This is a genomic window from Paenibacillus sp. FSL K6-0108 (assembly GCF_045040695.1).
GTDB classification, from domain to species: Bacteria; Bacillota; Bacilli; order Paenibacillales; family Paenibacillaceae; genus Paenibacillus; species Paenibacillus pabuli_B.
Genome location: NZ_CP150288.1, coordinates 4,522,460 through 4,537,176, shown reverse-complemented (window position 1 = coordinate 4,537,176; position 14,717 = coordinate 4,522,460). Strand labels below are relative to the sequence as shown.

15 protein-coding genes and 1 pseudogene are annotated in these 14,717 nt (G+C 43.0%); 8 read left to right on the top strand and 8 right to left on the bottom strand.

Going from position 1 to position 14,717, the window contains the following annotated elements; all coding sequences use genetic code 11:
* Positions 1-6 precede the first annotated feature (6 nt).
* The 4 genes from MHB49_RS20345 (at position 7) to MHB49_RS20330 (ending at position 3,210) form a co-directional block, all read left to right on the top strand.
* Positions 7-1,137, top strand: coding sequence for an AAA family ATPase (locus MHB49_RS20345; RefSeq protein ID WP_405152773.1), 1,131 nt, complete (start codon positions 7-9; stop codon positions 1,135-1,137).
* An 8-nt stretch (positions 1,138-1,145) separates the two neighbouring features.
* Positions 1,146-2,228, top strand: a complete 1,083-nt coding sequence (locus MHB49_RS20340; RefSeq protein ID WP_405152772.1) for a vWA domain-containing protein — start codon at positions 1,146-1,148, stop codon at positions 2,226-2,228.
* A 40-nt stretch (positions 2,229-2,268) separates the two neighbouring features.
* Entirely contained in the window at positions 2,269-2,628 is a 360-nt protein-coding gene (locus MHB49_RS20335) for a GIY-YIG nuclease family protein (RefSeq protein ID WP_247897938.1), read from the top strand.
* A 102-nt stretch (positions 2,629-2,730) separates the two neighbouring features.
* Positions 2,731-3,210: a DUF6530 family protein gene (locus tag MHB49_RS20330; protein ID WP_113054430.1), complete on the top strand. Its 480-nt coding sequence runs from the start codon at positions 2,731-2,733 to the stop codon at positions 3,208-3,210.
* 93 nt (positions 3,211-3,303) lie between these two features.
* On the opposite strand, the gene MHB49_RS20325 is transcribed toward MHB49_RS20330, so the two are convergent.
* Entirely contained in the window at positions 3,304-3,717 is a 414-nt protein-coding gene (locus MHB49_RS20325; protein WP_247897937.1) for a MerR family transcriptional regulator, read from the bottom strand.
* Between the two features lie 181 nt (positions 3,718-3,898).
* Here MHB49_RS20325 and MHB49_RS20320 point away from each other — a divergent pair, with 181 nt between their 5' ends.
* Together MHB49_RS20320 and MHB49_RS20315 are read left to right on the top strand one after the other, a co-directional pair.
* Positions 3,899-4,939 carry an NAD(P)-dependent alcohol dehydrogenase gene (locus MHB49_RS20320; RefSeq protein ID WP_405152771.1) on the top strand — a complete coding sequence of 347 codons (1,041 nt, stop codon included), beginning with the start codon at positions 3,899-3,901 and terminating at the stop codon, positions 4,937-4,939.
* Positions 4,940-5,242: 303 nt separating this feature from the next.
* On the top strand, positions 5,243-5,536 hold the full coding sequence (locus MHB49_RS20315; RefSeq protein ID WP_405152770.1) for a hypothetical protein: 294 nt from the start codon (positions 5,243-5,245) through the stop codon (positions 5,534-5,536).
* Positions 5,537-5,613: 77 nt separating this feature from the next.
* Here MHB49_RS20315 and MHB49_RS20310 read toward each other — a convergent pair.
* The 7 genes and pseudogenes from MHB49_RS20310 to MHB49_RS20280 all read right to left on the bottom strand — a co-directional run bounded on the left by MHB49_RS20310 (position 5,614) and on the right by MHB49_RS20280 (position 11,155).
* Positions 5,614-6,238, bottom strand: a pseudogene (locus MHB49_RS20310) (SDR family oxidoreductase).
* A 42-nt stretch (positions 6,239-6,280) separates the two neighbouring features.
* Entirely contained in the window at positions 6,281-6,676 is a 396-nt protein-coding gene (locus tag MHB49_RS20305) for a cupin domain-containing protein (protein WP_405152769.1), read from the bottom strand.
* A gap of 21 nt (positions 6,677-6,697) precedes the next feature.
* Positions 6,698-7,015 (bottom strand): carboxymuconolactone decarboxylase family protein, encoded by a 318-nt coding sequence (locus tag MHB49_RS20300; RefSeq protein WP_099856187.1) that lies wholly within the window; start codon positions 7,013-7,015, stop codon positions 6,698-6,700.
* Positions 7,016-7,051: 36 nt separating this feature from the next.
* Positions 7,052-7,783, bottom strand: a complete 732-nt coding sequence (locus MHB49_RS20295; protein WP_405152768.1) for a dihydrofolate reductase family protein — start codon at positions 7,781-7,783, stop codon at positions 7,052-7,054.
* A 291-nt stretch (positions 7,784-8,074) separates the two neighbouring features.
* On the bottom strand, positions 8,075-8,905 hold the full coding sequence (locus MHB49_RS20290) for a carbohydrate ABC transporter permease (RefSeq protein WP_076289194.1): 831 nt from the start codon (positions 8,903-8,905) through the stop codon (positions 8,075-8,077).
* Position 8,906: 1 nt separating this feature from the next.
* Positions 8,907-9,779: a carbohydrate ABC transporter permease gene (locus tag MHB49_RS20285; protein WP_405152767.1), complete on the bottom strand. Its 873-nt coding sequence runs from the start codon at positions 9,777-9,779 to the stop codon at positions 8,907-8,909.
* Between the two features lie 68 nt (positions 9,780-9,847).
* Complete coding sequence (locus MHB49_RS20280) at positions 9,848-11,155, bottom strand: ABC transporter substrate-binding protein (RefSeq protein ID WP_405152766.1); 1,308 nt, start codon at positions 11,153-11,155, stop codon at positions 9,848-9,850.
* A 212-nt stretch (positions 11,156-11,367) separates the two neighbouring features.
* Here MHB49_RS20280 and MHB49_RS20275 point away from each other — a divergent pair, with 212 nt between their 5' ends.
* On the top strand, positions 11,368-13,131 hold the full coding sequence (locus MHB49_RS20275) for a sensor histidine kinase (RefSeq protein ID WP_405152765.1): 1,764 nt from the start codon (positions 11,368-11,370) through the stop codon (positions 13,129-13,131).
* An 18-nt stretch (positions 13,132-13,149) separates the two neighbouring features.
* Positions 13,150-14,673 carry a response regulator gene (locus MHB49_RS20270; RefSeq protein WP_405152764.1) on the top strand — a complete coding sequence of 508 codons (1,524 nt, stop codon included), beginning with the start codon at positions 13,150-13,152 and terminating at the stop codon, positions 14,671-14,673.
* The last annotated feature ends 44 nt before the right edge of the window (positions 14,674-14,717 follow it).

Genomic DNA, 14,717 nt, shown 5'->3' with positions numbered 1-14,717 from the left:
AAAACAATGCAGGAACATCAACATGAAGAGTATTTTTTGTCACCTGAGCGAGTACTAACAGATGATGAAAAAAGGTTGGTGTGGAAAAAGCCACTGTCTCATAAGCCCAGCGAAGAAGAACGACGTATTAGTAAAGAAGTAAAACGGAACTGGCATCGTGGGGAAATGAAGATTGCCAATATTCTGTTAGAAGGAGATGCGGGTTCTGGCAAAACACAACTCGCAAAAGCATTATCCGCTAATTTCGGACTGCCCTATACAAAAGTGACCTGTTTTGCGGATATGGACAAATCGGATATTATTGGGGCTATTTTGCCGGTGATTTCTTCTGAACGATTAGAAACATTGGAACCTTCGGAGCAAACCGCTTTGAAAGCATTATATGAAAGCGATCATTTTCAAAGCACAACGGAAGTTATAATGAAAGCATTGGATATTTCAAAAGAACAAGCAGCCAACAAGATGAAGCAATTGCTGAAGCTTGTTGTAGATCATACGGACGGTGAAGCCGTTGAGTACCGATTTTATCCCTCGGAGATCATTAGGGCCTATCAACAGGGCTATCTTCTGGAAATACAGGAACCGAACGTCATTCGGGATGCAGCAGTGCTGATGGCGTTAAATTCTGCTTTGGAACTGGACGGTAGTATCAATCTTCCTACTGAAATCATACACAGGCATCCGGACTTCATTGCAGTCATTACAACCAATCGCAGTTATGTAGGGTCGAGGCATTTAAATGAAGCGCTGCGGGACAGGGTTCAACATTCGGAAAAGATGGATCTGCCGAGCAAGGAAATCATGATGGAACGTGCCAAAGTCAAGACCGGTTATCAGGATGAACAGGTGTTGAGCGTGTTAGCAGATACGATTATGATTTTGGATACTACAGCCCGGGCCAATGCCATCAAAGGTGTGGCGGGAATGCGTTCCTTTTTCTACTGGACAGATGCAGTTGCAGGAGGAGCCAGTGCCAAAGAATCTCTTTATCACAAGGTCATCTACAAAATAACCACCGATTCAGAGGAAGTTAAAATTCTGGAAGAAGCACTCCACAAGCATGGTCTGATCGCCAGTGTAGAGAGCATCACGAATGGAGTAAAAAAAAACGGAAATCCAATGATGACGCTGCCATAGAGATCAAAATGTGGGGAGATATAGGCGACATTGACGTTGAGCTTGGCAGTATTACAGATGAAGAGGGGATTACACTAAAGAAATCTGTGGATAGTGAAGAGACTGCTGCACATGTAACCTTTGACTCTATGGATACGAGAAGTGAGGATACCGGGGAAGACGGTTCTCCAATGCATCATAATAGTCCCGAACCCAAGCCAGAGGATGCAAAACAAAAAGAGCGCGATTTCCGTAAAAAACTCAATCAGGTCACAAGAGAGATCGTGGCGGATTCGATTCATGAAAAAGTAAAACTGATCGTTCACCGCCCGAATTACGATCAGGACTTCCAAAAGGAATATAACAATCTAAGCAGGGAGCTTATACCCATTGTCCAGGAGATTGCGAGAAAAACACTTCTGCTCCTGGAACATGAGTATTCTTCCGAATTTGAGAAGAATAAGTACTATGGCAGCAAGTTTCATGCAGACAGCGTCGTGTATAAGGATTATAGGAATTTTGCTAAAAAGCGCCCTCCAACGGAATTGCCATCCCTTGTGGTGGGTCTAAGAGTGGATGAATCCGCATCGATGTCATCGTTCGGGAGATTAGAAGCGGCTAAGCGTGCAGTCATCGCGGTATATGAATTCTGTCAAATGTGCAATATTCCTGTATTAATCTACGGTGATACTGCGGATGTTTCCAGGATAGAGCAGATGTCGATCTTTGCATATACCGACTTCGATCAGCCGAATACTAACGACCGATTTAGACTTATGGGAATACAGGCCAGAAGTAACAATCGTGATGGAATGGCTCTTAGAATTATAGCGGAACGATTAATCCTTGCACCGCAGCAGACCAAGCTGCTGATTAGTATCAGTGATGGACAGCCCAAAGCAATGGAAAATTACACTGGAAGCTATGCCAATAAAGACATGCAGCAAACCATAGAGGCGTATGAACGGAAAGGAGTTACTTTCCTTGCATCTGCAATTGGCCAAGATAAAGATGTCATTAGCGAAATTTATGGTTATGAACGATTTTTGGATATTACCCATTTACGTGAATTTCCTGCAAAATTAGTTCGGACTATCGCTCGGCATTTATAATTTCACAATCATTCATTAAAAAAGATAAGGAGAGAGAGACATGGATATGAATAAGCGTAAGGAGCTGCTTGAGGAATATAAACAGATTAAGACATATATGGGTGTAGCCCAAATTAAAAACAAAATTAACGGTAAAATTTATATCGACAGCTATCCCAACTTGAAAAACAAATGGTTTACTCTGCAGATGCAACTGGAACAAGGGCGATTTGCAAATGCCCAGCTGCAAAAAGAATGGAGAGAATTCGGAGAAGAGGCATTCACTTATGAGGTTTTGGAGCAGAAGGAAATTGATAAGGTGACAGATATGCGTTGGGAACAAAAACAAATCCTGAAGCCGTGGCTTCAGAAGTTACAGCCCTATGGAGACAAAGGCTATAATAGACCTCCAAAAAATTAAATAATGAACAGGAGACTGATTTGACTAACGGTTAAAATCAAGATAAGATGAAACCGTCGTTTAGTAAATTAGTAAAAAGGTAAACGGAATGAGGGAATGAAATTGAAAATACCTACAACGTTAAAACATAAACCTGTTGTTGTATCAGATAACTATGAAAAGGTTGACGGTCGAATGGCAGGGAACACGGACGCAAAAGGTCTTTCCCTGGGATTGGCTCAGTGGAACGATAGAGGCAAGGTTGATATTTCAGCCAAGGTATGGAGATACACTGGAGAAAAGTGGTCCAGACAATCCGAGGAGCTTCCTCTCCATCGCGTGCTTGATTTGTCCATTTTAATCTGTCGATCTTTGGAACATTTTCGCGAAGCCTATAGATATGAGCATTTATATGATCCAGAGCAGCCTGTCATCGATCGGGTTGGTTTACAAGGGGATGCGATGTCCGTGGAGATCTGTACGGACAATGAGAGAATTAATGAGGATATTAAGCTGTTCAGCCAAGCATTGAGTGATGACGATGAAATGATCGGCGAGCGTTTGCGCACATTATCCAAAATATTAAAGGATATGGGTTATTAAAAGGAAAACGTCATTGCTAAATTGGATTGAGTACAAAGAGCCTAAACGTCTATAGACGTTTAGGCTCTTTGTTGTGAGTTAAATATCACGTCATTAGTTAGCAATGAAATTTCCGATTCGATTGCTTTTATGAATCTCTTCCGTTCCAGCATCGAGAGCAGTCCTATAATATGCGCGTTTATGTTCAATGACTTCCATGGTCTTCCTGAGTTCTTCCATTTGCGCTTCCACACTAGCCTTGCGTTCCGTAAACATGTCATATCGTTCTTGCAAGGTGGAATCACCCTCGGAACACCATGCAATAAAATCTTTGATATCCTTAATTGGCATCCCGGTAGATTTCAGACATTGAATGATCTTTAAAAAATCAATATCTGATTCTTTAAAATTTCGTGCTCCGCCAGAGGTACGTTCTACAAAAGGCATGAGTCCTTCCTTGTCGTAGTAACGCAATGTATATACGGTAAGATTCAATTCTTTAGCAACTTCACTAATTGAATACGTCATTTGTTTTCCTCTTTTCGTACTAATATAGACTTCGAGCTAACTCTAGGATTATCTTTTGGGATTCTACCACGCAGGTTATAGAATGTCAAAGTTTCTAAAAGAGGGTTGACCTAGAGTTAACTAGAGGGATTAAGATCGTTTTGCAAGAGAAAGAAAGATGATAATCTTAGGAGGTTTTATTATGATAACTGCTAAAGCACGAGCTGTTGACGGTCCGGACCAATCGTTTCGGGCGGCTGAGATTAACCGACGCGATCTTGATTTGCACGATGTCCTGATCGAGATTAAATATGCCGGCATATGCCACTCTGATATCCATACTGCTCACGGCGAATGGGGCCCCGTAAACTATCCGCTCGTACCTGGACATGAAATTGCGGGAATTGTCACGGATATAGGAGCCGAAGTTTCCAAGTACAAAGTCGGTGACCGAGTAGGTGTCGGCTGCATGGTTGACTCTTGTGGCGAATGTGAAAACTGTCTCCAAGGAGAAGAGCAGTACTGTCTCAAAGGAAATATTCCTACCTACGCGGGCGTTGATAAGTACGGCGAACCCACCCAAGGCGGATACTCCACTCACATCGTCGTAACCGAGGAGTTCATTGTTCGTATTCCGGACAACATCGAGCTGGATGTCGCTGCACCTCTACTTTGTGCAGGTATTACAACATACTCGCCGCTAAATCATTGGGGAGCGGGACCAGGTAAAAAAGTAGCGGTTGTAGGTCTGGGTGGACTGGGTCATATGGCTGTCAAAATTGCACATGCCATGGGCGCAGAAGTAACTGTTCTATCACAATCACTGAAGAAAAAAGAGGATGGTTTGCAATTCGGGGCAGATCATTACTATGCTACAAGTGAACCAGAAACGTTTGGAAAACTCGCGGGGTCCTTTGATCTGATTATTAATACGGTAAGTGCGAATATTGATATCAATGCTTATTTCTCACTGCTTACGTTAGATGGCACGCTGGTTAATGTGGGTGCTCCTGGGGAGCCATTGTCAGTCAACGTGATGTCTCTCATCGGTCATCGTCGTTCGTTTGCAGGTTCAATGATCGGAGGCATTCGCGAGACTCAGGAAATGCTTGATTTCTGTGCAAAACACAGTATCGTTCCCATGATCGAAGTCATTTCGGCTGATGACATTGATGCAGCATACCAACGTGTATTAGCTTCAGATGTGAAGTACAGATTCGTAATTGACACTAGCACAATTTAAATTGTTATGAATTAGTTGGTAAAGCCTTTTACCATTTGATTTATAACTAGAAATTTAGAAAATCCAATTGCAAATTATTGCGATTGGATTTTCTTCTATCCGGATGAAGGCGACTGAGTCATAGAATCTACCTTCCTGGTTCACAAGCAATCGGGCTGGCGAAATACGGGTATAACGTAAGTGCGACTGACCTAAGTCCTGATTCTGTAAAAAGAGCTGAGAAAGAAGCCGCGACCGGCGGGGTAAACTAAAACTTTCAATCGGAATGGCTTGTTCATAGCTACGATAAGAGATTACGATGTATTGATAAAAGAGAAACCATCAACCACGCAACCGCGTGTTTTAGATGAGAGGAAGAAGATTGTTTTTCAGGTATGGGATTGGGCCGAAGATGGGAAAATGTATACGACAAACCAGTTTATTGTGCAAGAAATGAATGGTGAATGGAAAACCAAACATAATAGCACACAGTACAGAGCATTGTTGAGAGAAGATATAAACAACGTATTAAGTGCGACTGGTTTTAAGGATGTAGAGTGGCATTTCCCTGCGGACAAGGGGTATTACCAACCTATGGTGACAGCTCGAAAATTGTAAGATTAATATGTGAAAAGGAACGAAGCAGCCTCGATAAGAAGCTTGTATTCGTTCCTTTTGTGAGTAATTCAATACCATTAACCCACTTGAACCGTTGGGCGAATAATCATTTCATTAATCGCTACATCCGATGGTTGCTCAATTGCAAATGCGATTGCACGTGCGATGTTATCTGCATTAATAGCGGATTTGTAGAACTCATCTAAACCTGCTTTGGACTCAGGATCACTTGTCGTTTCCAGTAACTCGCTGCTGACAGCGCCTGGAGAAATATTGGTGACTCTGATATTTGTGCCGCTCATGGCTTCTTCCTGGCGCAAGCCTTCGGAGATGGCTGTAACGGCATGTTTCGTTCCACAGTATACAGTTCCACCCGGATAAATGTTATGTCTGGCTACAGAGGAAAGGTTCAAAATATGACCTGATTTCTGTTCTCTCATGGACGGAAGAACTGCTGCAATAGCATAGAGGACACCCTTAATGTTTACTTCGATCATATTGTCCCATTCATCAACTTTTTTCTTGAAAAGAAAGGCTTGAGGCATGATTCCTGCATTGTTGATTAGAACATCAATTTTTTCAAATTCGCTTAGCTGCCAATACCAGCTTGGCTCCTTTCGAAGCAAGAACTTTCGCGGTAGCTTCTCCAATCCCACTGGATGCTCCCGTAAGAATTACAACTTTACCCGCAATATTAGACATATTCAATTTCATTCCTTTCATTTAGATACAGATTCCTTCGCCTTAGAGCGCGTTGTACCACTCATCATTCACAGGTTCTAACCATTCCGTTTGTCCTGGTGTCATAGCCAGATGCACAAACCAGCTTTCGGCTGTTGCCCCATGCCAGTGCTTAACGTTCGGAGCAATATTTACAACATCTCCGGTTTTAAGTAATTGTGCAGGTTTACCCTCTACCTGGAACCAGCCTTCACCACCTGTAACAAGTAACACTTGACCTACAGCGTGTGAATGCCAATTATTGCGTGCTCCTGGCGCGAAAGTGACATTTCCAATGCTAGTGTTTAGTGGAGTTTCATCTGTAAAGACCATCTCCAGATACGCGTCTCCAATAAAATTGGCTTCTACTTTTTTTCCCAGCGGGAAGATGGTGCTGTTACTCAAATGTTCGTTTGTCATGATGGTTCCCTACTTTCTATTTTATTTAAAAATATCTTTTGCAATATTGAACGCAGACCATGCCTTAGGCCAGCCCACATAGAAGGAAAGGTGAGTAATCATTTCGGAAACTTCATTACGAGTTACTCCATTTTCCTTTGCTTTATGAAGGTGTGGGGTTAATTGTTCGAAATTTCCACCGGCAATAAGTGCAGAGACGGTAATCATACTGCGATCATGACTAGATAATTCTTCTACTCGTGACCATACCTCGCCAAATAGAATATCGTCATTCAACTCTGCAAATTTGGGGGCGAAGTCACCCAATATATCTCGTCCAGCAGTTTGTTTTTTTTCCATAGCTATGTGATCCTCCATTCGTTGTACATTTAAGAATTATTTAGAATTTCCTTCTACTCGATAAGTCATCCACAATCCGTTATGTTCCATTTGTTCGACTCTTTTCAATTCAAAATGAACGGGGAAGGTTTCTTTGAAACTCGAACCATTCTCAAAGATGGTCAAAGCTGGAGAGCTAGCCCCTGCAAAAGGAACGAATACGAGACTCAGCTCATCGATCAAACCTTCGTTCAGGAAAGAACCGTTTAAGACACCGCCGCCCTCCAGCAGTAATTGATCGATGGAGAACAATGCTTTCAATTTTTTTACAACCGTCACAACGTTCAGCTCTTTCGTTCCACCAAAGATATAAGAGATGCCCAATTCTTGCAGATATGCGAGATAAGCATCAGGAACTTCTTCAGTCAGGACTTCAATGATGTGATCCGTTGTTCTGTTGCCATTCTCTTCGGATATATAATTGTGGTTCCAAGCCAATTTGCCGTGTGGATCTATAGCGATGGCATAACTTTCAACGTCTTTCTGTGCAATATAGTCCGTTCGAGGAATGGGGGACTGCTTGTCTTGATTGGATGGAGGAATATATTCATGTGCAAAATGCTCTTGCATCGTGATTCGTCCGCACATCCAAGCATTACACTCGTAGCGGTCATGGATACGTTCATACTCATGAATGAAGTAGGCTGACCGATTATCTTCCAGAAAATCCCCGATAATTTTGCCATCCAACGAACTAAGCATATGACAAATCGTATAGGGTCTGTCCATCGTAGCATCTCCTTTCAACATGAATGGATTGCTTGGGATAAAGTGAATGGCATCCATTATTGTAGTAACACTGATGTATAATTTAAATTTACATTTATACAATAATGAACATCTATCTATTATTATATAAGGGAGAAATGTATAATCAATTGTTAGATTCATTGAATTTGTTCAGAAATAAACAAAGAAGTGTGTATTGTAAATAAACGTCAAGATAGTATGACAAAAAAACGCTTTGGGAGTTGATTTCCCAAAAGCGTCCTAAGTTTATTTCTATTTAAATACCAATGGTCACCCTTTGACTGCACCCGCAGTAAGTCCGCTAACGATATATTTCTGTCCAAACAAGTAGAGGATAAATACAGGAAGTGAAGTCAACACAAGATTAGCAAAAATCAAGTTCCAGTCTCGGCTGTATTTCCCGTAGAAATTATAGATCGAAAGCGGCATCGTCCAGGTTGAACTGTTCGTAAGGAAGTATACCGGAATTGTAATATCATTCCATACCGACATAAACACCATGATCGCTACCGTTGCGTTAACGGGCAGAATGAGCGGTGTAACAATACGGAAAAACACACCGAATACGCTGGCACCTTCCAGGAATGCGACCTCGTCCAGCGCTTTCGGAATGGTTTTGATAAATCCGCTGTACAAAAATACGCTAAAAGCGGTATTAAGCGCAGCGTAAATCAGGATGACACTTGATATGCTGCCGTAAAACCCCAATCCCTGTACGACCCGAATCGTCGTAATGATCGACATCGGCGCAATCAGTCCCATGAAAAAATACATATATATTGTGTTTGAAAGTTTTGTGTCCCGGCGTGCCAGAATGAAGGATGCTGCTGAGGACGCCACAATGTTGATAATAGACGAGATCCCTGTAATCCAGATGCTGTTCAGGAATGCTCGGGACAGACCGCCTTCTTCAAATACTCGGACATAGTTTGAAAACTGCCATTTATCCGGCAAACTCAAGGAGAAGCTGAGTACTTCAGCGCTCGTTTTGAACGAGCCCAGGATCAGAATCACCAGGGGCAGCAAAATGAGCAGAGAGGCGAGGAGCAGAAATCCTTCAACAACATAGTTGCGAATAGCGAGTTTGCGTGTATATCCCATGTTATTCCGTAACCTCCTTGCGCCGCATGAAAATCAATAGCGGTATAGCAATAATCGTGACAACTACAAACAGAAGGGTGTTGACCGCGGTACCAAGTCCCCAGTTTCCTTCCCCGAAGGAGCGTAGAATAATCGTACCAACTACTTGAGAAGCGTTCCCTGGGCCCCCGCCGGTCATGACGTATACTTCAGAGAATACTTTGAGCCCGCCAATCAGGGTCAACATCAGATTAATATTGATGGCTGGCAGCAATAAAGGCAGTGTAATTTTGAAAAAGCTTTTCCAAGAGCTTGCTCCGTCAATTTTGGCGGCTTCATAATACTCTTGGGAAATGGATTGCAAGCCGGCCAGATAGATGGCCATTTGAAACCCTGCGCTTTGCCAGATGGATACAATGGCAATGGTCCAGATGACAAGGGAAGGATTGGTCAACCAGGCTTGGCTCAATGAATGTAATCCAACCGCTTCCAATACGCGATTGATTGTACCCTCCGTCCGCAGCATTGGCGTGAACAGGATGCTGATGACAAGAATGCTCAGAATGGAAGGGGAATAGAAAATCGCACGCAGCAGATTTTTCGTTTTTAATCTCATGTTCAGGGCCACGGCCAGCAGCAGGCCAATAATGTTTTTGCCGGCAACGGTGACAACGGCAAAAATCGCTGTATTTTTAAGCGCTAAAATAAGTGTTTTGTCCGAGAAAATTTTCTCGAAATTGTCCCATCCGATAAACTTCAGATCCATTCGGTCGAGGCGCCAATCCGTGAAGGAGTAATAGAAAGCGGCGATTGCCGGAATTACAAAAAAGACCGAGTAGATGAGCAGTGCCGGAAATACCATGTAATACGAGTATAAATTTTTTGCCCTTTTCATGTCTCACGCTCCGTTATGGCTAGGCAGCACATCATTCAAAAATGACATGCTGCCCTGTATTTCACTTCTTAGAAACCGGAAACGCCCTTATCCTGCATCAGTTGACTGAACTTTTCATCCCAGGATTTCAACACTTCCTCCGGTGTCAAGCCGCCAGCGAATTGATCCTGAAGCAGTCTGTATAACTCACTGCGATCTACCAGCATGTAAGCATCCGTGGTCAGCACTGTCTTCTTCGGCGTGATGTAATTATCGACGATATCCTGCTTATACGCGGGCAATTCCGGCGTAGTAACGTCGCTAAAATTGGATACATAGCCTTTGGAATCGACGATTTCCTGTGCAATCTCTTTGGAGGCGATAAAGTCCAGGAACTGTTTGGCTTCGTTCAGATGCTTTGCCTTCTTTGGAATGAACAGCTGACCTCCAAGCGGACTTGCCCCCAGCTTGGCATCTTCAGAAGATGGAATAGGGAATACGCCGAGCTCCATGCTTGGATCCTGCTGTGCTACGCCTTCAATTAACCAGTCTCCCATAAACATCATGGCGACTTCCTTGTTCAGGAATTTGCCAACGGCCATGTCATAGCTGTCGCTAAGCACATCCGTATTGGTATATCCTTTGGTGTACACTTCATATTGCTGCGCCAAAAACGTTTTAAACTCGGGAATATCGGACCATTTTTTCTTGTTGCTGTTGAGTTCATCAAAAAAAGACGGATCATTCTTGGCTACAAAGTCGGCAAATGCTGCGGCGGGCCAGATGTTCGCAGCCCAGGCATCTTTATAAGGCATAAATACTGGAGTAATGCCGCCGGCTTTAATTTTTTCACAGATGGCCAAAAATTGATCATAGCTTGTCGGGATGGACAGACCCAGATCCGCAAAAATCTGTTTGTTGTACACCACGCCTTGCATACCCGTATCCTGACTGACATGAAAGCTGTAAATATGACCGGCAGCGGAGAGCACATCTTTGTTTACAATTCGGCTGGCCCAGGATTCGTTATCCAAAATTTCAAAATTGCGTTCAAGGTTCAGGTCCGTCACCGCGCTGGCCAGATTGTATTGAATGATGTCAGGAGTTTCATCTACAGCCAGCTTCGTTTGCAGCACAGTTGTTGTTTGCTCGGCCGGAATAAGCTGCAGATTGACAGAAATGTTGGTCTGTTTCTCAAACTCATCAAGGATATCCTGCTGGATAAAGGCTGAATCCTGTGAGCTCTTGGAAATGGCCAATTCCAGTGTAACCTTGGCGTTCTTATTGCCATTGCTTGCAGATGTGCCGGAATCCGTACCTCCCGATCCGCAAGCGGTCAGCGAAATGGATAACAGGCTGGCCAGAATCATGGATGCTGCTTTTTTTGTTTTATGCATAATCAATGCAAATCCCCCTCTGAAACATGTAATGAATCCGTTTACAAATTCAATTATAAAATCCCTTTTTGCTCCGGTACATGTCTGTGCTTGAATATTCATGTGTAAAATCCTGAACTTGAAATCGCTATCATTTCATGCAAACGCATGCTACAGTTAGACATGATACAGGGGAGTTACACAGCAGGACAAGACAGGAGGCTTCTCGAAGAATGGTGAAATTGATACATAGAGCCGCACAATTCAGCTTGCAGACCAAGGTGTTCCTGACATTTCTGGCACTGCTTTTGTTCGTGTTAGGCTGCTTCATCGTATATGTAAACCTTGTCGTTATCCGCCCGCTTACACAAAAAACGGAGGAAGACACACTTATCACTGCCACAAAGGTACGTGAACAGGTTGACCTATACGTAGAGCAGCAAAACCAGATGTCCCAGCGTATATTGTCTAACAAGGATATCTTTGCAACGATGGACAAGAGTTCCTTGGCTCCAAGTAATTATGAAAGACTAAAACAAATCAGGAAGCTAAAAGATATCATGTTCCAGGCTATCGGCCCCAGCATGAACATCAAGGACATGTCCATTTATGATAAACAAGGTGTGCTGCTCACATCGTATATTGGTTCAGGACATGCTCCACCGATCCTGAGTACCATGATGGAAAAAAGCAGGAGTGGACGAGAGTGGAGCGGAAACGGTTTTATACTGCTCCGGCAGGCAGACATCATCTCATTTGTCCGAACAATAAATGATCAGAATGGCAAGCTGTACGGATACCTTAGTATTCAAATGGATCAGGCTTACATTCAAAAACTTACGGAAGGAATTACAGCAGGGGATGTTTTTATTGTGAACAAGCAAGGTGAGCAAATGACTGGCTCGGAAGCAAACAAGAACGCGTTGGTGTTGAAGGACCCATTATTCGAAGAGGGACTGGCAGTTGATGAACAAAATAATTATGTTACACATTCCACGTCTCACCAAACGGGTTGGATTACTTTTATCGTAACACCGAAAAATTCGGTGTTAGGCTCGATTCATTCTGTACAAAGCATGTCCATTCTGCTGATTACAGCGTTAATGCTCATTTCTTTTGTGTACATTTTCTTCTCCACGCGCAACCTGTTGCTTCCGATTCGCAAGCTTCGCAGCCAGATATGGCGCATTAATTACAGCAATATGAAGCTGAAGGTAGAGGATCGGCCCAAAAATAATGACCTGCTGCTGTTGAATGAAGCATTTCAGGATTTAATGGAACGATTACAAGAGTCCATTGATCGTGAGAAAAAGGCATTACATGAAGAAGTTACCGCGCGGAATTCCGCACTGCAAGCGCAAATTGCTCCTCATTTCCTTCATAACGTCCTGTATTTGATCAGCATTGCTGCTCAAGAGGGGAGAACCCAGACCGTGTCTGAAATGTGCAAACATCTATCAGACAGTTTGCGTTATATTGTTTCATCTCCTTATGCACATGTGACAATGGCGGATGAGCTTGAGCATACGAGACATTATTTGTCGTTGGTACAACAGAAGTATGAAGAAGATTTGGAGTGGAACATCCATGCTGATGAACTGGCGAGTGAGATCCGGCTGCCGCGGTTGGTCATTCAGCCTTTTGTGGAAAACTGCATTGAGCATGCTTTTTTTAATATTACACCACCTTGGCGTATTCAAATTACCGTGAAGCAGTATAACGGATTATGGGCTTTGGAGATCAAAGATAACGGAGAAGGCTTCCCGCCAAACAAAATCGAAGAGATTTTGTCCAATATTCAGCAGTCCAGCACCGGAATGAATCAACCCCCCGATCGTCAGACAGCTCTTGGCAACATGGGGATCATCAACAGCGTTAATCGGCTTAAACTGATGTACAGCAACCGGCTTTTGTTTAACATGTACAACAATCATGCTGATGAAGAAAAAGGAGCAACCATTCAAATCATCGGCTCAATGACGAAGGATTTTTACTGATTACAGGAGGAACAGGATATGTATAATATCATGATCGTTGAAGATAGCAAACCCATATTACGCAATATTAAGATGCTTTTGGATAAGCTGAACTTTCCAATTCACGTGGCGGTTACGGCCACGAACGGGGAAGAGGCGCTGACAGCGATTCAGAAGGAACCAATTGATCTTCTGTTGACAGACATCCGGATGCCCAAGATGGATGGCCTATCCCTGATCGAGCAAGCGAAGCTTGTGCAGCCGGATTTGAAGGTCATCCTAATCAGTGGCTATAGCGATTTTGAATATGCGCGAAAAGCCTTGAATTTGCAGGTGTTCGACTATTTGCTAAAACCTGTTGAGCTGGATGCTCTGGAGGAAGTCATGGGCAGAGTTGTTAAAGAACTGGACCAACTGAGGTCAACTAACTTTCATGAGTTACAAGAAATCCTTGATCCCCATAGTTACGCTGAACTCAAGCCGGGAGAGTATTCTGCATTTTCGGCTCAATTGATGATTATTCTGCGCAGACAACCATTCACCCCGAAACGGGAAAGATGGGGACAACAGACGCTGCAGGCTTCTTTGGAAGACTTTTTTGCTCCACGTCCCTCTAAAGTGTTCCTGAGTCAAACTCCGCATCAATTCATTGTTTTTGTGAACAGAGGGATTCTTGATTTGTATTCGTCCGTACATGAATGTCTCGAATCGTTGCGGCGATATTTGGTTGTACAAGGTATGGATACATCAATTGGAGGACAACTGGTATGGTCGGAATCCGTTAATCTGTCTGAGCTTTACCACCAAGTATCGTCCCTTTTATCAATGCATCAGCGATTGAACAGTGGATTGGTGCTGGATAGCGGAAATCCTTTCTCCGTAGCAAGAACTGAATCAGGTTGCATGGATTCCGTATTGGAATCTGCTTTTGTTCATATGATACAAGCTCGCCAGAAGGAACAGTTTGCCCTTAAGCTATCCGAGTTGATGAATCGATGGACCGAGGAAAACGTGCATGTAAAAGAAATGGAACGATTTATCAACTTAGTAGTGGACGCATTCGCACATTTGGTTGAAGAGCAAGGGGCTGGCATTAGGCTTGGTCTGGATCTTAGAGCAAAAAAGTTATTTGATGAAGAAACATATGAAGACTTTTGCCGTGAATTAATGGAATGGATCAGTCAATGTTTTGAAATGCTGCAATCCCAAGGTCGGAAGAGCAGAGAAGTGCTGTTTGAGCAAATGGATGAGTACATCAAGCGGAACAAATATACCCAAATATCCATCAACGACATTGCAATGAAGTTTCACGTCAGCCCATCTTATGTTAGCCGAGTGATTAAAAACGTAACGCAAGTCACGTTTGTTCAGTATTATACCAATCTTAGAATTAAGGAAGCTTGCAGATTAATGGAGTGTCAGCCGGATATGAAGTTTAAGGAGTTATCAGATCTGTTATCGTTCAGTGATCAGCATTATTTCTCCAAGGTGTTCAAGGAATATACGGGATTCAGTCCGACAGAATATAAAGAAATTGTTGCAAACTATACAAATTTAGAGTAGATTAAGTGTATAATAATTGTTGTATATGCAACAAAAAAAGTGAG